Genomic DNA, 22,524 nt, shown 5'->3' on the forward strand with positions numbered 1-22,524 from the left:
TTTTTCGATGATTGAGAAAACCCTGCATGGTCTGGAGAGCAATGCCCGTGCCAGCGCTTGCGGGTTGTCCAAGGCGTTGATATGCGAAAGAAAACAGTCGAAAGCCGCGACATCCATCGCTGTCCGCGGACAGCCGCCGTGCGGGCGCGGACATGGCCGGACAGCGGTGTCCGCGCCCGCCGCGTCGGGTGACCCATGCCAGTTGCGTTTGCGGCAACGCGCCGCCTAGGCTGATCGAACCATTGCCAAGCCTTGAGGATTTACCGTGACCCTGAAACCGCACGCGTTGTGGCTCGCCGGCTTGCTGACCCTGGCCGTGGGCGCGCCGCCGGTGCGGGCCGAGCCGCCCGCCACCGCCAGCACCGCCAGCGCCATCCCCGTGCTTGGCTACACCCGCTTCACCTTGCCCAACGGCCTGACCGTGGTGGTGCACGAGGACCACAAGGCGCCAGTGGTGGCGGTGAGCGTGTGGTACCACGTGGGCTCCTCGTACGAGCCGAAGGGCAAGACCGGTTTCGCCCACCTGTTCGAGCACCTGATGTTCCAGGGGTCGGAGAACCACCGGGACGAGTTCTTCAAGCCGTTCGAACTGGCCGGCGCCACCGACCAGAACGGCACCACCTCGGCCGACCGCACCAATTATTTCGAAACCGTGCCCACCACCGCGCTGGACATGGCGTTGTGGATGGAATCGGATCGCATGGGCCACCTGCTGGGCGCCATTGGCCAGGCGCAGCTCGACGAGCAGCGCGGCGTGGTGCAGAACGAAAAGCGCCAGCACGAAAACCAGCCCTACGGGCGCGCCGACGCGCTGATCCAGGCCGAGGCTTTCCCCGCCAACCATCCCTACCACCACGACACCATCGGCTCGATGGCGGATTTGAACGCCGCCTCGCTGGATGACGTGAAGCAATGGTTCCGCGACTACTACGGCGCGGCCAACACGGTGGTGGTGCTGGCCGGCGACATCACGCCGGCGGTGGCGAAAGAGAAGATGCTGAAGTATTTCGGCGATATCGCCGCCGGCCCGCGCGTGCCGCGGCCGCAGCCGTGGGTGGCGCCGCGCGACAAGTCCACCCGCGGCACGATGACCGACAACGTGGCGCAGACGCGCATTTACCGCGAATGGAACGTGCCGCCGCGAGGCAGCACCGACGAGAACCTGCTGGAGCTGGCCGCGGCGGTGCTCGGCGGCGGCAAGACCTCGCGCCTGTACCAGCGCCTGGTGTACCGCGACAAGCTGGCCGACGACGTGTCGGTGGGCGTGGCGCAGCGGTCGCTGGCCAGCCTGTTCGAGTTGCAGGTCGACGTGAAGCAGGGCGTCGACCCGGCCCGCGTCGAAGCGGCCATTGCCGACGAATGGCGCAACTTCCTGGCCCACGGTCCCAGCGCCGACGAGTTGGCGCGGGTGAAGATGGAAACCCGCGCCTCGTTCGTGCGCGGCCTGGAGAAGGTCAACACGCAGGCCGCCATCCTGGCGCAGGGGCAGCTCTATCACGGCGATCCCGGCGCCTATCTGAAGCAGTTCGACGAATTCATGGCCGCCACGCCGGCCAGCGTCACCGCGGCCGCGAACCGCTGGATCGCTCGTGGCGACTACACGCTGACCGTGGTGCCGGGCAAGGTGGATGCCGCCGATGAGGCCCTGGCCGCCGGTCGCCCTGCCGCCGCGGGCAAGCCCGCGCCCGTGCTTTCGCCTGCCGGCGATTACCGCACCGTCGAATCCACCGTCGACCGCCGCAAGGGCGTGCCCCGGGTCGACAGTTTCCCCGACCTGAGTTTCCCCGCCGTGCAGCGCGGCCGTCTGGCCAACGGCATCGAGGTGATCCTGGCCGAGCGCCACACCGTGCCGGCGGTGCAGGTGCGCTTGCTGTTCGATGCCGGCTACGCGGCCGACCAGGGCCGCAAGCTGGGCACGTCCAGCTTCACCATGGCGATGCTGGACGAGGGCACGAGGGATCTGGATTCGGTGCAGATCGCCAAGCGCGAGCAGCGACTGGGCGCGCTGATCGGCACCGATTGCGGGCTGGACGCCTGCAGCGCCTCGTTGAATGCGCTGAACGATGCGCTGCAGCCGTCGCTGGCGCTGTTCGCCGATATCGTGCGCCAGCCCGCCTTCCGCCAGGCGGACATCGACCGCCTGCGTGGCCAGTGGCTGGCCGGCATCGCGCAGGAAAAGAGCCAGCCCATCGGCATCGCGCTGCGCACCTTGCCGCCGCTGCTGTACGGCCAGGGCCACGCCTATGCGATCCCGTTCACCGGCTCGGGCACGGTGGCGTCGATCACGGCGCTGGACAGCGCCGACATGCGCCGCTTCATGGCCGACTACATCCGCCCGGACAACGTGCGCATCCTGGTCGCCGGCGACACCACGATGGCAAAGATCATCCCGGCCCTGGACGCGGTCTTCGGCCAGTGGCAGGCACCGGCGGGCAAGGTGCCGGCCAAGAACATCGGCACGGTGGCGCCGCCATCGCAGGCACGCGTCTACCTGATCGACCGCCCCGGTGCGCAGCAGAGCCTGATCCTGGCCGGCAGCCTGGCGCCGTCCACCGAGGCACCGAACAACCTGCAGATCCAGACCATGAACGGCGCGTTCGGCGGCAGCTTCACCTCGCGCCTCAACATGAACCTGCGCGAGGACAAGCACTGGGCCTACGGCGCCTTCAGCGTGCTGCAGAACGCGCTGGGCCAGCGCCCGTTCTTGCTGTACGCGCCGGTGCAGACCGACAAGACCGCGCCCTCCATTGCCGAGCTGCTGAAAGAGGCCCGCGCGGTGATCGGCTCGCAGCCACTCACCGACCGGGAGATCGACAAGATCAAGGTCGGCGACGTGCGCAGCATGCCCGGCGGCTACCAGACCACCTCGGCGGTGATGGGCGCGCTGCAGGGCATCGTGCTGTACGACCGCCCGGACGACTACGTGCGCACGCTGAAGTCGCGCATCGAGGCGCAGACCGATGCCTCGGTGCAGGCCGCCGCGCGGGAGATCATCCACCCCGACCAGCTGACCTGGGTGATCGTGGGTGACCTCGAGAAGATCGAGGCGCCGATCCGGGCGCTGAAGCTGGGCCCGATCCAGGTGCTCGACACCGACGGCAAGCCGGTGACGGCGAAATAGCGCGCGCGGCGCGGCGGGTTCTGCGTGAGCGGCTCGCGTCGCGCTACGATGATGCCCTGCCGCGCCGCTACGGCGCGATTTTTCCGCACACCTCGAACACGGAGTTTTCCATGCGCAAGAACCTGCTGTTGCTCGTCCCCGTGCTGGCGCTCGGCGCGTGCACGTGGGGCATCACGATGGACGAAGCGGCCAAGAACGTGCGCACGGCCTGGAATGGCGACGTGTCGGCCTGCCACGAGCTGGGCAAGGTCACCGTCTCGGTGATGGACCACATCGGCCCGGTCAACCGCAACGGCATGACCGTGCGCGAGGAGCTGGAAGTGATGGCCCGCAACGAGGCGGCCAAGATGCACGCCGACACCATCAAGCCACTGGCGGAACCTGCCGACGGCTCGCAGGCGTGGGGCGTCTACCAGTGCGGAACGCGCACGATCAACCCGGTGCGTTCGACCACGTCGCCCGCGGCCACGCCCGCACCCGGCAGCGCGCAGACGTTTCCGGTCAAGGGCAACTGAGTTGGCGGTTCCATCACGGAAAAGGCGCCCACGGGCGCCTTTTTTCATGCGCGCGCGTACACGCGGGTTTGCGATGATGGCCGGCATGATCACGCGCATGCCCTCGAAAACCACCCTGATGAAAGCGCCCGGCCGGATCGCGCGGCGCATGCTGCCGTTCCGCCGCCGGCGCGCCGACGTGCTCGATGCGCTGCCTTTTTTCGCGGTGCCGGCCGACGCCATCGCGGTGCTGGACGATGCCGCCGCGTTCCGCCGCACGCTGTTGCAGCAGATCGCCCACGCCACGCGCCGCATCGTGCTGGTGGCGCTGTACCTGCAGGACGACGAGGGCGGCCGCGAAATTCTCGATGCATTGCATGCGGCGAAGGCGCGCCATCCGGCGCTGCAGGTTTCCGTCTTCGTCGACTGGCATCGCGCCCGCCGCGGCCTGATCGGCAAGCAGAAAAGCGAAGGCAACGCCGGCATGTATCGCGAGTATGCGCGGCGCCTGGGGCCGGGCGTGGCCATCTACGGCGTGCCGGTGCAGAACCGCGAACTGTTCGGCGTGCTGCACCTGAAGGGCTTCGTCATCGATGACGCCGTGCTGTACAGCGGCGCCAGCCTCAACGACGTCTACCTGGCCTGCCATCGGCGCTACCGGCTGGACCGCTACCACCTGTTCCGCGACGCGAAGCTGGCCGATGCGATGGCCGGCTTCGTCGACCGGCATTTTGCCGCCAGCCCGGCCGTCTGCCGCCTGGACAGCGCCGACACGCCAACCACGAAGGCGTTGCAGCCGGCCATCCGCGAACTGCGCCAATCGCTGCATCAGGCCGCCTATGCGGTGCCTGCCGGCAGCCTGCGCGATGGCGAGGTGGCGGTGACGCCGCTGGTGGGTTTCGGTCGCGTCGACAACGCGCTCAATGACGCCTTGCTGGCCGCGCTGCGCAACGCGCGCGAGCGGGTGATCGTGCTGACGCCGTACTTCAACCTGCCGCGCCCGGTGCGCTCGGTGCTGGGGCAGCTGCTGCGCCGCGGCTGCGAGATCCACCTGATGGTGGGCGACAAGACCGCCAACGATTTCTACATCCCGCCCGATCAGCCGTTCAAGACCATCGGCCTGCTGCCCTACCTGTACGAAAACAACCTGCGCCGGTATGCGCGTTCGCACCGCCGGCAGATCGACAGCGGCCAGCTCAACATCCACCTGTGGCGCCACGGCGACAACAGCTATCACCTGAAAGGGCTGTTCGTGGACGACGACGTGGCCGTGCTTACCGGCAACAACCTCAACCCGCGTGCCTGGGCGCTGGATCTGGAGAACGGCCTGCTGCTGCGCGACCCGCAACGCCTGCTGCATGCCCGGCACCAGGCCGAATGGGCGGCGCTGAAGAAACACGCCACGCGGCTGGCCGACTACCACGCCCTGGAAAGCCCGCGGCAGTATCCCGCGGTGGTGCGCAAGCTGCTGCGGCGGCTCAACCGCACGCGGCTGGACAGGCTGGTGAACAGGTTGCTTTGAGGGTTCTGGCGGGGCGCCCCCATCCGCCCTGTCGGGCAGCTTCCCCCGCAAGCGGGGGAAAGGAGCGACCGGAGCTCCTCGAAGCAGCCAGCTTCCTTCCCCGGCAAGCGGCGGAACGGGGCGCTTACCGCCCCTGGCTCAACCGCCCCAGCCGCAGATCGAGCCAGCGGTTCACATCCGACCATTCGGTGGCCAGGACGCTGTAGCAGACGGTGTCGCGCAGGCTGCCGTCGCGACGGCGCTTGTGTGCGCGCAGCACGCCTTCGCGGCGGGCGCCCAGGCGTTCGATGGCGCGCTGCGAGTCGAGGTTGCGCAGGTCGGTGTGGAACTCCACCGCCACGCAACCGCCCACCTCGAACGCGTGCTTGAGCAGCAAGCGCTTGCAGGCGGTGTTGAGGTGGCTCTTCTGCCAGCGCTTCGCGTACCAGGTGTAGCCGATGGCCAGCCGTGGCAGCTCGGGCACGATGTCGTAGTAGCGCGTGGTGCCCACGATCTCGCCACTGCCTTTCTCGCGGATGGCGAACGGCAGCATCACGCCCTCGGCCTGGCCGCGCAGGGCTTTTTCCACATAGGCCTGCGTCTCGCCGGGCGCCGGCACGCCGGTGAACCACAGGTTCCACAAGTCTCCGTCGGCGGCGGCCGCCTCCAGCGCGGGTACGTGATCCAGGCTCAGGGGCTCCAGCACGACGTGGTCGTCCTGCAGGCGGGTCGGGGCGAGTAGGCTCATCGGTGGTTTCCAGCGGGGTGTACGGCGCAGGGAACGTCGCTGCGGTCAGGCGTCCAGGTCGGGGATCAGCTTGCTCTCCAGGCGGGAGATGTGATCCTTCAGCAGCAGCTTGCGTTTCTTCAGCCGGGTCAGCTGCAGCTCGTCGCGGCCCAGGGTGGTGGCCAGCTGCTCGATCGCGGCGTCGAGATCGCGGTGCTCCATGCGCAGCTCGGCGAGCAGATGGGCGATTTCGGCGTGATCCTGAACCTGCATTGGCGGGGCCGGCGACAAAGGGGGAAGTTGGCAAGTGTACTGCCGCGGCCGCAGGTGGTCAGCCATTGACCAGCCGCGGCGGGCGAGTCACGGGACAAGTCATGGTGCAAAGCAGTAAAGTGCGCGATGGCCGGGCGCGCGCCGTCGGCGCCGCGGAGGCTTTCGGTGCCGGCCGCCAGCGTCCGCCGCGCAAGCTGCGGCGGCTGTTCGGGCCGACATTTCGCATTTCGCCAGGCCAGCCGGCACGCACCGCCGGCCGCCAGCGAGCGGATGCCGGCGCCAAACCGCGGGTTTTTCACCATTTCACCATCCACCAGAGGGCTGCTCGTGTCTTTCTTTGCATCCGTTGAAATGGCTCCAGGCGATCCGATCCTGGGCCTGACCGAGGCGTTCGTGGCCGACACGCGCCCGGGCAAGATCAATCTTGGCGTGGGCATCTACTGCGACGAGCAGGGCAAGATTCCGCTGATGAAAGCCGTGCGCGACGTCGACCAGGCGCTGGCCAGGGCGGAAAATCCCCGCGGATACCTACCCATCAACGGGTTGAAGGCCTACAACGAGCTGACCCAGCAATTGCTTTTCGGCGCCGATTCGCCGCTCTTGGCCGAGGGCCGCGTGGCCACGGCGCAGACCATCGGCGGCAGCGCCGCCCTGCGCGTGGCGGCCGACCTGCTGAAGCAGACCGCCGGCGCGGGCGCCAAGGTCGCCATCAGCAACCCGAGCTGGGGCAACCACCACGTGGTGTTCCGCACCGCCGGGTTCGAGCTGCTGGAATACCGCTATTACGACAAGGAAACCCACGGCCTGGATTTCGCCGGCATGCTGGAGGACCTGGGCAAGCTGGAGCCAGGCACCGTGGTGCTGCTGCACGCGTGCTGCCACAACCCCACCGGGGTGGACTTGGATGCCGCGCAGTGGCAGCAGGCGATCGAGCTGATGAAGGAGCGCCAGCTGCTGCCGTTCGTCGACGCCGCCTACCAGGGCTTCGACAAGGGCCTGGACGCCGACGCCACCGCGATCCGGCTGCTGGCCGCGTCGGGCATCGAGGCGTTCGTGGTGGCCAATTCGTACTCCAAGTCGTTCTCGCTGTACGGCGAGCGCGTGGGCGCGATCAGCATGGTCGGCCGCGACCGCGACGAGGCCGCGCGGGTGCTGTCGCGGATCAAGACCACCATCCGCTCGATCTACTCCAGCCCCGCCGCGCACGGCGCCTACCTGGTGGCCGGCGTGCTGGGCGATCCCGCGCTGCGTGCCTCGTGGGAAGAGGAGCTGGGCGGCATGCGCACGCGCATCCACGAGATGCGTGCCGGCTTGGTCGATGGGCTGGCGGCGGCGGGCCTGCCGCAGTTCGACTTCATCAACCGGCAGGCGGGCATGTTCTCGTACTCGGGCCTCAGCAAGGCCCAGGTCGAGCGCCTGCGCGAGGATTTCGCCATCTACGCGCTGACCAGCGGCCGCATCTGCGTGGCCGCGTTGAACCGCTCCAACCTGGATGCCGTGGTGGCAGCGATCGCCGCGGTGAGCTGAACCCCCTGTAGGAGCACACCCTGTGCGCGATCGCTCTTCGCCTTATGACGAAACGCATCGCGCACAGGGTGCGCTCCTGCATTCATATGCACGCTATCCGGACATTGAATGTTTTTCCGCAATCTCACGCTGTTCCGCTTTTCCCCCGCCGTAGCCACTGATCTGGACCGCCTCGACGACGCCCTGGCCGAGCATCGCCTGCGCCCCTGCGGCCCGCTGGAGATGTTCACCCGCGGCTTCGTGCCGCCGGTGGGCCGCGGCGAGGGCGAGCCGCTGACCCACAGCGTCAAGCAATGCACCCTGGTCACCGTGGGCGGCGAGGACAAGCTGCTGCCGGCCGCCGTCATCAACGACGAGCTGCAGCGCAAGGTGCAGAAAATCGCCGAGGAGGAAGGCCGCAAGGTCGGCGGCCGCGAGCGCAAGCGGATCAAGGAGGACCTGCTCACCGAACTGCTGCCACGCGCCTTCGTGCGCAACTCGCGCATGGCCGCCTACGTGGACAAGAAAAACGGCTGGCTGGTGCTCGACACCTCCAGCCGCAAATCCGCCGAGAACGCGCTGACCCAGATCCGCGAGGCGCTGGGCAGTTTCCCCGCCGTGCCGCTGGCGCCGGAGGAAGGCCCGCGCGTGCTGATGACCGACTGGCTCTCCACCGGCAACCTGCCGGCCGGGCTGGCGCTGGGCGACGAGTGCGAACTGCGCGACCCGGCCACCGCCACCGGCGCCATCGCCCGCTGCCGCCGGCAGGAGCTGGACGCCGAGGAAGTGAAGGAGCACCTGCGCAACGGCAAGCAGGTGTTCATGCTGGGGCTGACCTTCGACGACCGCATCAGCTTCGTGCTGGGCGAGGATCTGGTCATCCGCAAGCTGAAATTCCTGGACGTGGTGCTGGACGAGCTGGGCGACAGCCAGCAGGACGCCCACGCCGAGATGGACGCCAGTTTCGCCCTGCTGACGCTGGAGCTGGAGCGCCTGCTGGGCAAGCTGGAGGAGTGGTTCGGCCTGCCGCGCCCCGCCGACAGCTGAACCGACGTCACGCCCTGGCCAGCCGGGCGCGCGCGATGCTTGCGGCCAGCCCGCGACAAGTGGAAGCTTGGCGGACGGCCGCGCCCATCAGTCCACCACCGGCAAGGCGAGCAGGCACAACGGGCAGGTCATGGCGCAGCATCTCGAAGGCGATTGGCTGGAACTGTCGACAGCGGGCGGACGCCTCATCCGCGTGCTGAAGACCGCGCATCCGCGCGCCCGCCGGCTGCGCCTCACGGTCACCCCCAAGGGCGCCCGCGTCACCTATCCGCACGGTACCCATCCGGCCCAGGTCAGCGCCTTTTTGCGCAGCCACGCCGAGTGGCTGGAGCTGAAGCTCGATGAGCTGAACTTGATGGTCAAGCCGCTGCCGCCGCTGCGGCTGGGCTATCCGTGCACCTTCCCGCTGCGCGGCGAGCTGGTCGAGCTGGACTGGGCCGAAGGCAGCTATCCCAAGATCGAATCGCACGCCGAAGGGCTGACCCTGGTGATCCCGCGCCCGCACACCCGCGCCCTGCCGATCGCGCGCGGCCTGCTGGCCTCCTACCTGGAAGCGCAGATCCGCCGCGACGTGTCGCGCTGGATGGCCGGCTATGTGCCGCAACTGGGGCTGGCGCCCACGTCGCTGCGCATCCGCCCCATGAAAAGCCTGTGGGGCAGCCTGGACACCCGCGACCGCATCAACCTGGACCTGGCGCTGGCGCTGGCACCGCCGGCCGCGCTGCGCTACGTGCTGGCGCACGAGCTGTGCCACCTGAAGGTACGCAACCATTCGCCGCGGTTCTGGGCCCAGGTGGAAAACCTGTTCCCGGATTGGCGCGAGCAGCGCGCCTGGTTGCGGCAGCAGGGTGCGGTATTGAAGGCGGAACTGGACCGGCTGGTTGGCGACGTAGCCGATTGAGGCGCGGTGAGCGGATCCGGCGAGCCATGCACGCGCGTGGCGTGCCATCACGGTGACGATCCTGCGGACGAACAGCTGACGCCGTTCAATCTTCGCTTCAATCGCCGTAGGTGGCCAATCCATCGGCACGCGAAACCTTGCCGACATAACCCAGATCGCGGCGGGCGGCCGCATCGTTGGTCGTCATCTCCCCGCCGATCATTCGGATCATCGAACGCGTCAGCGGCGGATCGTCATCGGATCGAGCCAGGGCGGCGCCCATCTCCATGAGCCGGCCGAGGATGAACGCAAGGCGGTAAGGCATCGACCGCACCTTGTCGATCGACAAGCCCTGCCGCCGCGCCAGCATGGCGATGAAATCGCGAAAGCTGGTCGTTTCGCGGTCATTGATGAAGTAGGCGCGGCCGCCTGTTCCGTGGTCGAGCGCCAGGCGCAACGCTTCGACCACATTGTCGACATGACAGGTAGAGAAGGAATAATTGCCGCGGTCGACGAATGCGAAGCGCCCCGAACCGATAGCCTCCGGGATCTGGCGGCTGAACGGGTCGCCCGGCCCCCATATGGCCGGGGGTCGCAGCGCGATCGTGCGGAATCCTGGCTTGTCCGCGGCAAGCACCGCCGCTTCCGCTTGCGCCTTGCTGGCAAGGTAAGCGGAAAAACTGTTCGGATAGGTCGGTGCCGTTTCATCTGCGTTGCGGATAGGCGAGCCGCGATCATCCATGATGACCCCCGCGGCGCTCACGTACACGAAGGCTTTCGCCCCGGCGGCGCATGCCGCATCCAGAAGCGCTCTGGTAGCGGTCACGTTCGTGCGGAAATAGGGCTCTCGCGGGCCGGCAAACTGGAAGCGGGCGGCGGCGTGGATGACGGCATCCATTGCCGGAAGCGAAAGCCCTTCGGTTTTTTCCAGGTCGCCTCGCACGGGTAGGGCACCCAGCGCCTTCAGCTTCTGGTCGGAACGGATGGATCGCGCCAGTGCAAACACCTCGTGCCTTTCCTTGACCAGTTCCGGGATCAGGCGCGAACCAAGAAAACCGGAGCCTCCGGTCACGAAAATCCTCATGGTCTTTTCTTCCTCTGCGTGGGCGAACAGATCAGTTGCATGGCGCGATCACGCAGGCCGGCAATGATCGCGGGGGCGGGCGTCCGCATCTGCGCTGCCACCTGCATGGATGCGCTCACGTAAAGCAGGGCGGCAGCGCTCGCGGAGCCCCAGGCGAGCTGGGCTGCCGCGGCTTTCGGCAGGGCGAGCCGCCCTGCCGCCGAGATGGCATCGATCTTCTGCAGGAGCAACGCATAGCTATGCGCGGCGGCGGGAATTTTTGCGCCTTGCAGCACGCGGGCAAGCATGGCCGCGTAGAGGCGTGGGCGCTCGGCGGCGAAGCGAACGTAGTCGTCCCAGCCCTCGGCAAGCGCCGTCACCGGATCAAGCGACTGGATTGCCGCCTTCTTCGCCGTCAAGAACTGCTCGAAAGCTTCTGCAATCGCTGCGCTCAACAGGCCGTCGGCGCTACCGAAGTGATGATAAAGCGTGGGCGCCGTGACGTTCGCCAAGGCGCACACCGAACGGGTGGAAAAGGTCGTCTCGCCCTGCATTTCGAGAACCTTGAGGGCGGCCATGATCAACGTTTTACGTGTAGGCATGCCTCGAATATAGCGGTGCTATAGGTGCGAGTCTATAGCGATGCTATAGACTCGCCCACGGCACCGGGCAAGCGGCGGCCTGGCAGTGTCATCCGGCCTCAGGCGATGGAACGCAGAACGCCGCCGTCCACGCGCAAAGCCGCACCGGTCGTCGCCGATGCCTGGTCCGAGCAGGCATAGACGACCATGTTGGCGACTTCTTCCGTCGTCGCAAACCGGTTGATCAGTGTCGTCGGGCGCATCGTCTTCAGGAATTGCTGTTCGGCCTCGTCCTGCGTGATGCCTTGCTCCTGCGCCGTCGCCTTCATCCAGTTCGACAGGATCTCGGAATTGGTGGGGCCGGGAAGCACCGCATTCACGGTGACGCCTGTTCCGGCCACCAGTTCGGCCAGGCCCCTCGAAACGCCGAGCATCGCGGTCTTGGAGACGCCGTAGTCGATCATCTCCCGGGGGATGTTGAGCCCGGATTCGCTGCTGATGAACACTACACGCCCCCGGCCCCGTGCCACCATTTTCGGCACGTAGTGGCGGGCGGCGCGCACGCCGCTCATGACGTTGAGCTGGAACAGGTCGAGCCATTCGTCGTCGGTCTGGTCGAAGAAGTTGTTGAGGCGCGCCGTGCCCACGTTGTTGACCAGGATGTCGGCGTCGGGCACCTGTGCCACCAGCGCCTCGGAGCCTTCCGCTGTCGCCAGGTCGGCGGTGACGCCGATGAATGCCGCATCGGTAAATTTCGCGCGCAACTCGCGCAGCGCCGTGGCGACCCGTTCCTCAGTGCGGCCATTGATGACGACCGATGCGCCCGCAAGCGCCAGCCCTTCGGCAATGGCGCGGCCGATGCCCGCGGTGGAGCCGGTAACTATTGCCTTGCGGCCCGTGAGATCGATTTTCATGCTGTATTCCTTGGGTTTGCGTGCGCGCCGAAGTGCGACGCGACGGGGTGCAACGCCGCCCGCTCGAGCGCGTTCAATCGAACTTGACGAGGTCCTGGAAGATGAGCTGCGTCCAGCGGTTGCCGCGTGCCTGGACCAGCGCGCCGCCTTCGTCGAGTCGTCCCAGATCAACCGGCGCATAGCCCAGTTGTTCCGCCAAGGCCGCCACCGGGGCGATCGCGGCGGCGTCGTCGCTGGACAGAAAAACCACCCGCCTTCCGCCCTTGACCGAGGGGTCGGCGGCCAGCACGCCGGCCGGCAGGTGGTTGAAACCCTTGACCAGCCGCGCCCCCGCCAGGGCGCGGGCAATGACGGCGGAAGAGGGCAGGCCGTCAAGCTGTTCCAGGGGCACGCCGTACGCGTTGGTCACGTCGACCACGATCTTGCCGCTCCAGCTTCCCGCCGCTTTCGCGACATCCCGATGCGACCAGAAGGGAACCGCCAGAAAGACGATGTCGGCGTCCAGCGCGTCCTTCAGCGAACGGGGCGCGATCGTCGAGCCAATCGATTTCGCGAGTGGGGCGAGCGCTTCGGGCGGGCGCGTGCTCGCGACGGCAACGTCGATGTTCTTGCGGGCGAAAGCCCGTGCTAGGGCCTGGCCCGCGCCGATGATGGCGTAACGCATGCTCTCTCTCCGGTAATGGAAGGTGAAACGCTGTTGCTTCGGTGCGGAGAGATCGTAATTATCGCCGAAAGGAATGATAATCAGGCAATTTCCCATAAGATCAATTCCGAATTGGAATTAATTGCCTACACAGCCTGAGGCTCGCGATGGACAGGTTTCAAGAATTGAGCGCCTTTATTGCCGTGGTGGAGGCTGGCGGCTTTTCCGCCGCGGCGCGACGAACCGGCAGCTCCCAGTCCGCCATCAGCAAAGCCATTGGTGCGCTGGAGAAGCGCCTGGGGGTGGTGCTGTTCAATCGAAGTACGCGCAGCGTGACCCTGACGGATCAGGGGCAGCGTTATTTCGACCGCACCAAGCCGCTGCTCGACGAGATCGGAGCCGCCGACAACGAGCTGACCAGCAGCACCCTCGATATCTCCGGGCGCATCAGGATCGCCGCGCCCTCGACGTTCGGTCGGCTCCACGTTCTTCCGCTCATACCCGGGCTGTTGTCGCGCCATCCCGGGCTGAAGGTGGATCTGATCCTTTCGGATTTTGCGCGCGACATGGTGGAAGACCGCATTGATCTGACGATCCGGGTGGGCACCGTCAACGAGCCCGACGCCGTGGTGCGACGCATAGGCAGCACCAGCCTCGTTTGTGTCGGGTCACGCCGCTATTTCGAGCTGAAGGGCACGCCAAAGACGCCCGCCGACCTGGTCGACCACAACTGCCTTGTATACGAAGGTATGGTGGAGTCGACCCATTGGCCGTTCACTGGCCCGGAAGGACCGTACAACGTACCGGTGCGCGGGAGTTTTTCATCCAACAGCGTCGACGCGATACGCGCGGGCGTGCTGGCCGGCGTGGGTATCGGCATGTTCACGAGAGCGTCGCTTGCCGAAGAGCTGGTGCATCCCGACGTCGTCACGATACTCAATGACTTCGTGGTGGGCACCCGCGATGTCAGCGTCGTCTGGCCGCAACGCCGCTTCATATCGGCACGCGTGCACCGCGTAACCGACTACTTCGTGCAGGCGCTGTCGCCGCGGCTTTAGCGGCGATCAGCGCCGGGAGCGCGATCCCTGCCATTCATCGGTCGCACGGTCACCAGCCGGTGGCGAGCAACGCATCCAGCTGCGCGAACTGTTCGGGCAGCCCTTCCGCCGAGCCGGCGAGGGCTTCGTCGAGGGCCGCTGTCGTGGGATAGCGTTCGTGCAGGGTGACCCGCGTCTTGCCGGCATCCTCCTCGAACGTTACCGTGGTCACGGCACCCTCATCGCTTTCCTCGTTCGTCCATACGATGCGTTTTTGCGGGATCACTTCCCGGTAGGTGCCGAAGAACGCCATCGGTTGATCGGACGCCGGGTGGCTGAATACGAGGCGATACGCGCCGCCGGTGCGCACATCCATGTCGCACGAGAGCAGCGTGAGCTCCGCCGACTTCGGTATCCACCACAGCCGGAACAGTTCGGGTTTGCTCCACGCTTCAAAGACGATGCGCGCTGGCGCATCGAAGGTTCGCGTCACCTCGAGCTCGCGGTCGGATTTGCGTTTCACCACGGTGCGGATCGTGGCGGCCGAACTATTTTCCTTTGCCTTGGACATGTGCCTTCTCCTTCCGTTTCAGGTGTGCGACAACTTCGTCCAGCGCGTCGAAGCGTGCGCTCCAGAGCTGGCGGTGCTGCTCGATCCAGGCGGCCTCTTCTTCCAGCCGATGCGGCCCCAACCGGCAGGTTCGTACGCGTCCCACCTTCTCGGTGATCACCAGCCCCGCCTGCTCCAGCACGCTGACGTGCTTCTTCATGCCGGTGAGGGTCATGTGGAAACGTTCGGCAAGGTCGGTGATCGAGGCGTCCGAACCCACGAGTTGTTCCAGCACGCCGCGCCGGGTGACATCGGAGAGCGCGGCGAAGGTGGTATCGAGGCGGGTTTGATAGTGAACCATGTGGTTCACTGTATGCCGATCCCGGACGGCCTGCAAGCGGCGGATATTCCGCCGGCGGATGGTCGGGAATCACGGAATCGGCGGGCGGCCGGGGCTGTTACGGCAGTGTCCGCGTACCGTCGCGTCTCCTGCTATTTGGATGCGGGCGTCGACAGGAAATGTCCGGCATCGAGATCGCATGGCGCACGTTCAGTCCGGTGCTCGCGTCCCGCCCTTCGGCGCCATGGCGGAGGCACCGCAAAGAGAAAATCAGCCCGCCCGCGCCCGCCGCACATACCGCGTACCCAGCAGCACATCCCACAGCGGCGTGGTGACGCCGAAATTGCTGTCGGGGTGGTAGTGGTGGACGTGGTGGGCGGCGGCCCAGCGGCGGAGCAGGGGATGCTTGAAGCGCACGTGGTGGATCGTGAAATGGCTGAGGCCGTAGATCACGTAGCCGAAGGTGGCGGCGCCGGCCATCAGCAGGGCGAAGGCGGTGGGCAGGACCAGCACGAGCAGGCCGGTCAACACGGCCAGCACGGCGGCGGGCAGGAAGAACGGCAGCGAGTCGTAGCCCAGCGGGTGCTCATGGTGCAGGTTGTGGCCCTGGGCGAACAGCGGGATGCGCGTGTGGAACATCCAGCGGTGGAAGAAGTACTCCACGAAGCTGAAGGCGAACAGGCCAAGGATGATGGCCAGCGTTCCGGCCAGCACGCCGGGATGGCGGCGGGCGCCGGCGAGCATCAGGCCGGCGCCGAGCACCACGTCCAGGGCCAGTTCGCCCCAGTAGTTGCTGCGGGTGGAGGACATCCGCACGATCGCGTCCACGCCCTTGCGCATGAGGTTTCGCATCATCGGTCGCATGGTTCCCTAGATCCTGCGCAAACGCATCCGCCTCGGCTCGCCGGTCCGAAGGCCTGGGGCCCGAAGACCGGTCGGCATTCTCCCATGTTGCCTGTGGCAACGCATCACGGATGGCTTCAGTGCGACAGCGCGAAGCTGGTCAGCACCCTGGCCGTTTCCTCGGGCTTCTCCAGCATCGGCATGTGGTTGCAGCTGTTGATGACGCTGGTGCTGATGGCGCTGGCGGCGGTGAGGCCCTGGCGCAGGCTGTCCAGCGCGGAGATGTCCATGATCTTGTCATCGTGGCACCACAGGCCCAGCACGGGCATGGTCAGGCGGCCCAGGCGCGGCTGCAGGGACAGGTATTGCGAGGGCTGGCGCAGCGTGTCGAAGCGGCTTTCGATGAAGGCGCGGTCGCGCCGGTTGCGCGCCACCCGCACGTCGGCGAAGCGCTCGGCCAGTTCGGGCGGTTGCTTGAATGCCAGCGCCATGGCGCGCTGCAGCCCCGCGCGATCGTCGAACACGAACGGGTTCTTGCCGGCTTCCGCCTCGCGGGTGAACGCGTTGCCCGCGTTCTTCAGGCCAAAGCTGTCCAGCAGCGCCAGCCCGGCGACGCGGTCGGGGTGGTCGCTGGCGTAGACACCGGCGATCGCGCCGCCCGTCGCGTGGCCGACCAGGATGAAGCGGGACAGCCGCAGCGCTTGCACGAACGCGTCGAGCCGCGCCGCCTGCGCATCGATGGTGTAGCTGGCGCCGGCCACCCGCGAGGAGTCGCCCCAGCCGGGCAGGTCGGGGATGATCAGGTGGAAGTGCGGCGCGAGCTCCTTCGCCACCTTCAGCCATTCGCTCTTGTCCGCGGCAAAGCCGTGCAGCAGCACGATGGTGGGGCCTTCGCCGCCTTCGTAATACGCCCAGCGCGTATCGCCGGCCTGCACCGCATGCGTTTCCAGGTGCGCGGCCATCGCCTCGCGCTTGAGGTTGGCCTGCATCAGCCACTGCGGCGCAAACAGGTAGCTGCCGCCCAGCACGATCGCCAGCAACCCAGCCAGCCACGCCAGGAATTTCAGCCGCCGCAGCAGCATGCGTTTCCACAGTGGGGTGGTGTTTGGTGATGGCGACATGGTGATTTTCTTGGGAAAGGTCGGAGATGCCGCTCCCTCCCCTGCAAAGCAGGGGAGGGCTGGGGAGGGGTTCGCTTTTGATCCTGATTGAAGATCAAAAGCGCGACCCCCTCCCAGCCTCCCCCTGCTGCGCAGGGGGAGGGGCTTTTGCTATTTCGCCTTCTTCGCCTTGGCGAGAATCGACTCCACCGCCTGCTGCGTCAGCGGGTGGTAGCCGGCCCTGGCCTTGGCGTAGACCTGCTCGGCATAGGCCAGGCCTTCCGGGGTTTTCGCGAACGCCTTGTACAGCGGCGTGGTGAGGTAGAGCCGGCCGATGCGGATCATGTGCTCGGCGGCGGCCGGCCATACGGCCTTGTCGCCGGCGGCAATCGCGTGGCTGTACCAGCGCATGCCGATCTCGGCGTTGGGCGTGCCGGTGAGGTGCCAGGCGGCATCCAGCTGCTGCATCTTCGCCAGCGGCGGCGCGTCGGGCAGGCGGTCGAGGAAGTACATCCACTCCTGCGTGCTCCAGCCCTTGGCGTCGAGCTTGTCGGCGGCCAGCGAGCCGGCCAGGAACGCGCGGCGCTCCTTGTCGATGGCGTCGAAGCGCGGCGAATCGGGCAGCGGCGCGTCCTTCGGGATGCCGGTGCCGTAGACCCACGCCTGCACCTCGTCCCAACCCATCTTGCCGGGGTATTTGTCGATCAGGTTCGGCTTCAGGTAGTCGAGCATCGTTTCGGTGGTGATGCTCTGGAACGCGAAGTGGTCGAAATAGCCCTTGAGGTAGGCGTCGAAATCGGCGCGGCCAAAGCGCTGCTCCAGCGTGCGCAGAAACCACGAGCCCTTGTCGTAGGCCACGTCGGACAGCGAATCGTCGGCGCCCACGCCACGCGGGTCGGGCGCCAGCTTCTGCGCGTTGGCGGGCATCGCGGCGATGCCCTTCTGCAGCGCGCGGGCCGACAGCAGGGCCTCTTCATCGGCCAGCGGCTTGCCATACACCGCCTCGGTGATGCGGCCCTGGACGTAGGTGGTGAAACCCTCGTTGAGCCAGATGTCGCGCCACGACGCGGCGGTGATCAGGTTGCCCGACCACGAATGCGCCAGCTCGTGCGCCACCAGCGACACCAGGCTCTTGTCGCCCACCAGCACGGTAGGCGTGGCGAAGGTCATGTTCGGGTTTTCCATGCCGCCGTAGGGGAACGACGGCGGCAGCACCAGGATGTCGTAGCGGCCCCAGCGGTAGGGGCCGTACAACTGCTCGGTGGTGGCGATCATCTTCTCGGTGTCCTCGAACTCGTGGGCGGCCTTGGCCACCACCGATGGCTCGGCATAGACGGCCGAACGCGGGCCCGTTTCCTTCACCGCGATGTCGCCCGCGCCGATCGCCAGCAGGTAGGACGGGATCGGGTGCGGCTGCCTGAACGTGAAGTCGCCATTGAGCGGATGCTTCGCGTCGTTGATGGCGCTCATCACCACGCGGATGTCCTTCGGCGCGGTGACGTGGGCGTCGTAGGTGAAGCGGATCGCCGGCGAATCCTGCAGCGGCACCCACGAGCGCGCGTGGATGGATTCGGACTGCGAGAACATGAACGGCGCCTTCTTGTCCGCCGTCTGCGCGGGCGTCAGCCACTGCAGGCCCGAGGCGCCGGGCGAGGTGGTGTAGACGATGCGCACCTGCGAGGGATGCTTGGGCGCGGCGATGGTGAGCTTGCTGCCCAGCTCCTTGTCGCGCGGCGAAAGCGCGTATTTCAGCGGTGTGGTCCCGCCGTCGCTGCCGACCGCCTCGACCTTGGCGATCTTGAGGTCGCGCGTGTCCAGCACCAGCGACTGCGCCTGCGGGTTCTGCCAGTCCAGCTTCAGCGTGGCCTGGCCGTCCAGCTGCTTGTGCGGGAAATCGATGTCGAGGTTCAGATCCAGATGGGTCACCCGCACCTGGTCGGGCTGGGCGTAGGAGTTGGGGTCGTTGGCCAGGGCGGCCAGCGGCAGCACCAGCGTGCCGAAGGCGAGGGCGGGCAGGAATCGCATGGAAGGCTCCGGGCCGGCAAAAGGGCGAGTATGCCACCGCCCCGGGGACGCGGCCCGTGGCGAAAGTTGGGCCACACGGTCAGTAAAGATCGATCGGATCCACATCCAGCGACCAGCGCACGCGCCGCGCCGACGGCAGCGCGAACAGCGCGTGTTGCCAAGGTCGCAACATCGCGCGCAAGACGTTGCGCTGGGGGCTTTCCAGCAACAACTGGCCGCGCTGCCGACCTGCGCGCAATGGCATCGGCGCCTGCATCGGGCCGGCAATCTGCAGATCGTCCAGCACGGGCAGCAGCGAGCGCGCTTCGTGCAGGAAGGCATCGACGTGGTCGCGTTGCGGCGCGTCGGCGCGCAGCAGGACCTGGTGGCTGTAGGGTGGCAGCTGGGTGCGGCGGCGTTCCTGCAGCAGGTCGGCGGCTGCGGCCGCGTAGCCGTGGGCCAGCAGCTTGCGCAGCAGCGGGTGCTCGGGCTGATGGGTCTGCAGCAGCACGCGGCCGGGCTTGCGCGCGCGGCCGGCGCGCCCGGCGACTTGCACCACCAGTTGCGCCAGGCGCTCCTCGGCGCGGAAGTCGATGCTGTGCAGGCCCTCGTCCACGCCCACGATCGCCACCAGGGTGAGGTTGGGCAGGTCGTGGCCCTTGGCGAGCATCTGGGTGCCGACCAGGATCGCCGGCGCGTCGTCCTGCAACTGGGCCAGCAGCTGGTCGAAGGCGTCGCGGCGGCGGGTGGTTTCGCGGTCCACGCGCCACACCGGCACCTGCGGAAACAGCGACACCAGCGCCTCTTCCAGCCGCTCGGTGCCATGGCCTTGCGGCTTCAGGTCACCCACGCCGCAGACGGGGCAGACCGGCGGCACGCGCTGGCGGTGTTCGCAGTGATGGCAGACCAGCTGGCGCCGCCCGGCGTGCAGGGTCAGCGGGCGATCGCACTGCGGGCAGGCCGCATGCCAGCCGCAGCTGTGGCACAGCAGCACCGGCGCGTAGCCGCGGCGGTTGCGGAACACCAGCGCCTGCTCGCCGCGCGCCACGGTATCGGCCACGGCGGCCAGCAGCGCAGGCGACAAGCCGTGCTGCAGCCGCTGCGCGCGCATGTCCACGATCTGCACCTGCGGCGGCCGGATCGCGCCGGGGCGGGCGCGCAGGTGCAGCGTGCGGTAGCGGCCGGCCGCCGCGTTGGCCAGCGATTCCAGCGATGGGGTGCCCGAGCCCAGCAGCACCGGCACGCCCAGCGCGCGACCGCGCACCAGGGCCAGGTCGCGGGCGTGGTAGCGGAAGCCGTCCTGCTGCTTGTAGGCGCTGTCGTGCTCCTCGTCGACGATGATCAAGCCCGCTTGCGGCAGCGGCGTGAACACGGCCGAGCGCGTGCCCAGGATCACCCGTGCGCTGCCGGCGCGGGCACGCAGCCAGGCGCGTGCGCGGTCGCCCTCGGACAGGCCCGAATGCAGCACTTCCACGATCACGCCCAGCCGCTGGCGCAGTCGTCGCACGGTCTGTGGCGCCAGGCCGATTTCCGGCACCAGCAGCAGCGCCTGCCGGCCTTGGGCCAGCACCTGCTCGATCAGCGCCAGGTAGACCTCGGTCTTGCCGCTGCCGGTGACGCCATCGAGCAGGAACGGTTGGTAGTTGCCCAGCGCGGCACCCACTGCGGCCACCGCCTGTTGCTGTTCGTCGCTGAGTTGCGGCGCGGGCGAGGCGGGCCGTGCACGGTCCGCGGGCGCCCGTTCGCTGCGCTCCAGCAAGCCGGCCGCCGCCAGCCGGCGGGCCGCCTCGCGCCAGCCGGGCTGGCGTTCGCCCAGCTCCTGCGCGCTCAGCGCGCCGTCGGCCAGCACGGCCAGCAGCGCCTTGCTGCCGCCGCGACGGCTGCCCGCGTCGTGGGCGCTGCGGCCGGCAAGCGTGAGCGACCAGTATTCGTCGCCGATCGGCGGCAGCGGTTTCGCTTCGCGCAGGGCCAGCGGCAACGCGTTGGCATAGGCCTCGCCCGGCGCGCCGAGCCAGTAGTCGGCGGCCCAGGCCAGGGTCTGCATCAGTTCGGGATCGAGCAGTGCATCGTCGTCCAGCAGGCGCAGCGCCTGTTTCAGCCGGCGGCTTTCCACGGCCGCTTCGGCGTCGATCGCCACCACCACGCCGACCATCCGCTGGCGCCCGAACGGCACCAGTACCCGCGCGCCCACGCCGGCCTCGCCGGCCGCGGGCGGCAGGTAGTCGAACAGGGCGGGCAGGGGCACCGGCAGGGCGACGCGAAGGACGGCGGGCATGGTTTACCTCGTGGCCGGCCAGTGTAGCGGCGCGACCGGTCCGGCCCGTCCATCAGGTGGCCGGATCGCCTCGGCCGAGTTGCGGCAACTTGCTGCCTTTGTATCGAGAAAGCCGGGGTAAGTGATTATCCGTTGGCGGTTTTTGCGCTTATCCACAAGAGTTGTGGATAAGTCTGTGGATGCGGCGGGGAAGGGGCGGCCCGAAGCGCGCCGTGGCGCCTTTTCCGTCACCTTGAACACGTTTTGGTCAGGCAAAAAAAAGCCTTTGGTTTCAATGGAATGCAAATTCGGTTGGGGCGGGGTTCACACAATTGTCATCGCCCCCGCCGGCGCCTTGACAGGCCCGTGACGCTGTGCAAAACCCGCCATGACAGCCGTCCGAAACGGCCTTCAATGGGCCATGCCCAGGGCCGCGGCGATCGTCAGCGCGAACGTCAGCAGCCAGAAGTAGCACCAGCCGATGAACCAGAATTTCAGCACCGTCATGGCCCAGCCCTGGTGGTACACGCGCTTTTGCATGAACAGCAGGTAGGCCGGCACCCACAGCATCAGCAAGGTCTGGAGCCAGCCCAGCGGCGAGAGCGTCCAGGCCGCGTGGGGGCGCAGCCAGGTCGACAGCAGGCCGATCAGGGTGACCAGCAGCAGCACCAGGAACATGAAGGCGTGGCTGTGCAGCGCCACGATCAGGTGCTCCATGTAGAGCCGCCGGCGGAACACGTAGAACAGCTTGAGCAGGCCGGCGAACACCGGGATCAGGATGAACATGGTCATCGGCAGCGCGCCGAACAGGCCATTGATCATCCGTTGCTTGGCCGCGGCGCGGGCGTCGGGATCGCCATCCTTGAAGTCCCGCATGTTCTTGTGCAGCCGCTGGCCCAATGCGGTGAGGCGCGCGTTCACCACATCGGGCAGCCACGCCAGGTGGACAGCGTGCGATTTCTGCCGCAAGGCCTTATCCAGCGCGTCATCTCGGCGCTGGCTGCCCGCTGCCGCGGGTATCGCCGGGGCGGCCAGCGATGCGGCCGACATCGGCGCGGCGCCCAGCTCGATCAGGCGCTGGTTGGCCTTTTCGCGCATGTCCCTGGCCGACATGTCCAGCTGCTCGGACGACAGCAGGCCGTAGCTGTCGATATGCGGCAGCGTGTCCAGCTGGCGCTGCAGCAGGTGGCGAACTTCGCGCGGACTGTCGGCGTCGGCAAATTGCTTGCCGTCCACCTTCACGGTGGGATGGGTGGCGTGGGCCACGTGTTCGGCAAAGCGGTCGAACGCCAGGTGGCAGACGAAGAAGCTCAGCAGGCACAGCACGAACATCAACCGGAACGGCGCGATGTACGGCACGCGGCGGCCGGCGAAGTATTCCAGCGTGAGGAAGCCCGGTTTCAGCAGCAGCGGCGGCAGCGTCTGCACGATGCGTCCGTCGATGTGCAGCACCGTCTCCACGGTTTCCTCCACCATGTGGTGCACCGGCTTCAGCACGCTGTGGATGGACTGGCCGCATTCGTGGCAGAACTCGCCCTGCATCGCGGCGCCGCAGTTGGCGCAGTGCAGTCCCTGGTAGCTCGTCAGCTGCTTCATCGCCGTCCCCGTTCGGTGCAGGCGCAGGATTTTCGCACAGCCCGATCGTC

Annotated in this window: 20 protein-coding genes; 7 read left to right on the top strand and 13 right to left on the bottom strand. The window is 67.5% G+C overall.

Annotated features, from left to right (window positions below; all coding sequences use genetic code 11):
• Positions 1-265: 265 nt before the first annotated feature.
• The 3 genes from ABD017_RS07275 to pssA all read left to right on the top strand — a co-directional run bounded on the left by ABD017_RS07275 (position 266) and on the right by pssA (position 5,137).
• Complete coding sequence (locus ABD017_RS07275) at positions 266-3,121, top strand: M16 family metallopeptidase (protein WP_343881644.1); 2,856 nt, start codon at positions 266-268, stop codon at positions 3,119-3,121.
• A gap of 110 nt (positions 3,122-3,231) precedes the next feature.
• Positions 3,232-3,636: a DUF4156 domain-containing protein gene (locus ABD017_RS07280; protein WP_343881646.1), complete on the top strand. Its 405-nt coding sequence runs from the start codon at positions 3,232-3,234 to the stop codon at positions 3,634-3,636.
• Between the two features lie 76 nt (positions 3,637-3,712).
• On the top strand, positions 3,713-5,137 hold the full coding sequence (pssA, locus tag ABD017_RS07285) for a CDP-diacylglycerol--serine O-phosphatidyltransferase (RefSeq protein WP_343882211.1): 1,425 nt from the start codon (positions 3,713-3,715) through the stop codon (positions 5,135-5,137).
• Between the two features lie 124 nt (positions 5,138-5,261).
• On the opposite strand, the gene ABD017_RS07290 is transcribed toward pssA, so the two are convergent.
• Together ABD017_RS07290 and ABD017_RS07295 are read right to left on the bottom strand one after the other, a co-directional pair.
• Positions 5,262-5,864 (bottom strand): GNAT family N-acetyltransferase, encoded by a 603-nt coding sequence (locus tag ABD017_RS07290; RefSeq protein WP_343881648.1) that lies wholly within the window; start codon positions 5,862-5,864, stop codon positions 5,262-5,264.
• A 45-nt stretch (positions 5,865-5,909) separates the two neighbouring features.
• Complete coding sequence (locus ABD017_RS07295) at positions 5,910-6,116, bottom strand: YdcH family protein (protein ID WP_040670585.1); 207 nt, start codon at positions 6,114-6,116, stop codon at positions 5,910-5,912.
• A gap of 327 nt (positions 6,117-6,443) precedes the next feature.
• Here ABD017_RS07295 and ABD017_RS07300 point away from each other — a divergent pair, with 327 nt between their 5' ends.
• From ABD017_RS07300 to ABD017_RS07310, 3 genes are all read left to right on the top strand, one after another.
• On the top strand, positions 6,444-7,643 hold the full coding sequence (locus ABD017_RS07300) for an amino acid aminotransferase (protein ID WP_343881649.1): 1,200 nt from the start codon (positions 6,444-6,446) through the stop codon (positions 7,641-7,643).
• Positions 7,644-7,751: 108 nt separating this feature from the next.
• Entirely contained in the window at positions 7,752-8,669 is a 918-nt protein-coding gene (locus ABD017_RS07305) for a recombination-associated protein RdgC (protein ID WP_343881651.1), read from the top strand.
• A 130-nt stretch (positions 8,670-8,799) separates the two neighbouring features.
• Entirely contained in the window at positions 8,800-9,570 is a 771-nt protein-coding gene (locus ABD017_RS07310; RefSeq protein ID WP_343882213.1) for a M48 family metallopeptidase, read from the top strand.
• Positions 9,571-9,667: 97 nt separating this feature from the next.
• Here the strand turns inward: ABD017_RS07310 and ABD017_RS07315 are convergent, their stop codons facing one another.
• From ABD017_RS07315 to ABD017_RS07330, 4 genes are all read right to left on the bottom strand, one after another.
• A complete protein-coding gene (locus tag ABD017_RS07315; protein WP_343881653.1) occupies positions 9,668-10,633 on the bottom strand; it encodes an NAD-dependent epimerase/dehydratase family protein in 966 nt (321 codons plus the stop codon).
• Positions 10,630-11,190: a TetR/AcrR family transcriptional regulator gene (locus ABD017_RS07320; RefSeq protein WP_343881655.1), complete on the bottom strand. Its 561-nt coding sequence runs from the start codon at positions 11,188-11,190 to the stop codon at positions 10,630-10,632. The genes ABD017_RS07315 and ABD017_RS07320 overlap by 4 nt, the downstream gene beginning before the upstream one ends.
• Before the next feature lie 122 nt (positions 11,191-11,312).
• Complete coding sequence (locus ABD017_RS07325) at positions 11,313-12,107, bottom strand: SDR family NAD(P)-dependent oxidoreductase (RefSeq protein WP_343881657.1); 795 nt, start codon at positions 12,105-12,107, stop codon at positions 11,313-11,315.
• A 73-nt stretch (positions 12,108-12,180) separates the two neighbouring features.
• Entirely contained in the window at positions 12,181-12,771 is a 591-nt protein-coding gene (locus tag ABD017_RS07330) for an NADPH-dependent F420 reductase (protein WP_343881659.1), read from the bottom strand.
• 164 nt (positions 12,772-12,935) lie between these two features.
• Between ABD017_RS07330 and ABD017_RS07335 the strand changes: the two genes are divergently transcribed.
• Positions 12,936-13,808, top strand: coding sequence for a LysR family transcriptional regulator (locus ABD017_RS07335; protein WP_343881661.1), 873 nt, complete (start codon positions 12,936-12,938; stop codon positions 13,806-13,808).
• Positions 13,809-13,857: 49 nt separating this feature from the next.
• On the opposite strand, the gene ABD017_RS07340 is transcribed toward ABD017_RS07335, so the two are convergent.
• The 7 genes from ABD017_RS07340 to ABD017_RS07370 all read right to left on the bottom strand — a co-directional run bounded on the left by ABD017_RS07340 (position 13,858) and on the right by ABD017_RS07370 (position 22,474).
• Positions 13,858-14,358: an SRPBCC family protein gene (locus ABD017_RS07340; RefSeq protein ID WP_343881663.1), complete on the bottom strand. Its 501-nt coding sequence runs from the start codon at positions 14,356-14,358 to the stop codon at positions 13,858-13,860.
• A complete protein-coding gene (locus ABD017_RS07345; RefSeq protein ID WP_343881665.1) occupies positions 14,336-14,698 on the bottom strand; it encodes an ArsR/SmtB family transcription factor in 363 nt (120 codons plus the stop codon). The genes ABD017_RS07340 and ABD017_RS07345 overlap by 23 nt, the downstream gene beginning before the upstream one ends.
• 249 nt (positions 14,699-14,947) lie before the next feature.
• A complete protein-coding gene (locus ABD017_RS07350; protein WP_343881667.1) occupies positions 14,948-15,532 on the bottom strand; it encodes a sterol desaturase family protein in 585 nt (194 codons plus the stop codon).
• Positions 15,533-15,657: 125 nt separating this feature from the next.
• Entirely contained in the window at positions 15,658-16,602 is a 945-nt protein-coding gene (locus ABD017_RS07355; RefSeq protein ID WP_343882215.1) for an alpha/beta fold hydrolase, read from the bottom strand.
• Between the two features lie 189 nt (positions 16,603-16,791).
• Positions 16,792-18,645, bottom strand: a complete 1,854-nt coding sequence (locus ABD017_RS07360) for a M1 family metallopeptidase (protein WP_343881669.1) — start codon at positions 18,643-18,645, stop codon at positions 16,792-16,794.
• A 79-nt stretch (positions 18,646-18,724) separates the two neighbouring features.
• The gene (locus tag ABD017_RS07365; protein ID WP_343881671.1) at positions 18,725-20,899 is read right to left on the bottom strand and encodes a primosomal protein N'; all 2,175 of its coding nucleotides are present in this window, start codon (positions 20,897-20,899) and stop codon (positions 18,725-18,727) included.
• Between the two features lie 390 nt (positions 20,900-21,289).
• Positions 21,290-22,474 carry a DUF3667 domain-containing protein gene (locus ABD017_RS07370; RefSeq protein WP_343881673.1) on the bottom strand — a complete coding sequence of 395 codons (1,185 nt, stop codon included), beginning with the start codon at positions 22,472-22,474 and terminating at the stop codon, positions 21,290-21,292.
• Positions 22,475-22,524 lie beyond the last annotated feature (50 nt).

Source organism: Rhodanobacter caeni (assembly GCF_039523575.1).
GTDB lineage: Bacteria > Pseudomonadota > Gammaproteobacteria > Xanthomonadales > Rhodanobacteraceae > Rhodanobacter > Rhodanobacter caeni.

Bases quoted from the DNA above. Each gene is read 5' to 3' on its own strand.
- ABD017_RS07280 (WP_343881646.1), top strand. From the start codon at position 3,232: ATGCGCAAGAACCTGCTGTTGCTCGTCCCCGTGCTGGCGCTCGGCGCG.
- pssA (WP_343882211.1), top strand. From the start codon at position 3,713: ATGGCCGGCATGATCACGCGCATGCCCTCGAAAACCACCCTGATGAAA.
- ABD017_RS07290 (WP_343881648.1), bottom strand. From the start codon at position 5,864: ATGAGCCTACTCGCCCCGACCCGCCTGCAGGACGACCACGTCGTGCTG.
- ABD017_RS07295 (WP_040670585.1), bottom strand. From the start codon at position 6,116: ATGCAGGTTCAGGATCACGCCGAAATCGCCCATCTGCTCGCCGAGCTG.
- ABD017_RS07305 (WP_343881651.1), top strand. From the start codon at position 7,752: ATGTTTTTCCGCAATCTCACGCTGTTCCGCTTTTCCCCCGCCGTAGCC.
- ABD017_RS07310 (WP_343882213.1), top strand. From the start codon at position 8,800: ATGGCGCAGCATCTCGAAGGCGATTGGCTGGAACTGTCGACAGCGGGC.
- ABD017_RS07315 (WP_343881653.1), bottom strand. From the start codon at position 10,633: ATGAGGATTTTCGTGACCGGAGGCTCCGGTTTTCTTGGTTCGCGCCTG.
- ABD017_RS07320 (WP_343881655.1), bottom strand. From the start codon at position 11,190: ATGGCCGCCCTCAAGGTTCTCGAAATGCAGGGCGAGACGACCTTTTCC.
- ABD017_RS07325 (WP_343881657.1), bottom strand. From the start codon at position 12,107: ATGAAAATCGATCTCACGGGCCGCAAGGCAATAGTTACCGGCTCCACC.
- ABD017_RS07330 (WP_343881659.1), bottom strand. From the start codon at position 12,771: ATGCGTTACGCCATCATCGGCGCGGGCCAGGCCCTAGCACGGGCTTTC.
- ABD017_RS07340 (WP_343881663.1), bottom strand. From the start codon at position 14,358: ATGTCCAAGGCAAAGGAAAATAGTTCGGCCGCCACGATCCGCACCGTG.
- ABD017_RS07345 (WP_343881665.1), bottom strand. From the start codon at position 14,698: ATGGTTCACTATCAAACCCGCCTCGATACCACCTTCGCCGCGCTCTCC.
- ABD017_RS07350 (WP_343881667.1), bottom strand. From the start codon at position 15,532: ATGATGCGAAACCTCATGCGCAAGGGCGTGGACGCGATCGTGCGGATG.
- ABD017_RS07355 (WP_343882215.1), bottom strand. From the start codon at position 16,602: ATGCTGCTGCGGCGGCTGAAATTCCTGGCGTGGCTGGCTGGGTTGCTG.
- ABD017_RS07360 (WP_343881669.1), bottom strand. From the start codon at position 18,645: ATGCGATTCCTGCCCGCCCTCGCCTTCGGCACGCTGGTGCTGCCGCTG.
- ABD017_RS07365 (WP_343881671.1), bottom strand. From the start codon at position 20,899: ATGCCCGCCGTCCTTCGCGTCGCCCTGCCGGTGCCCCTGCCCGCCCTG.
- ABD017_RS07370 (WP_343881673.1), bottom strand. From the start codon at position 22,474: ATGAAGCAGCTGACGAGCTACCAGGGACTGCACTGCGCCAACTGCGGC.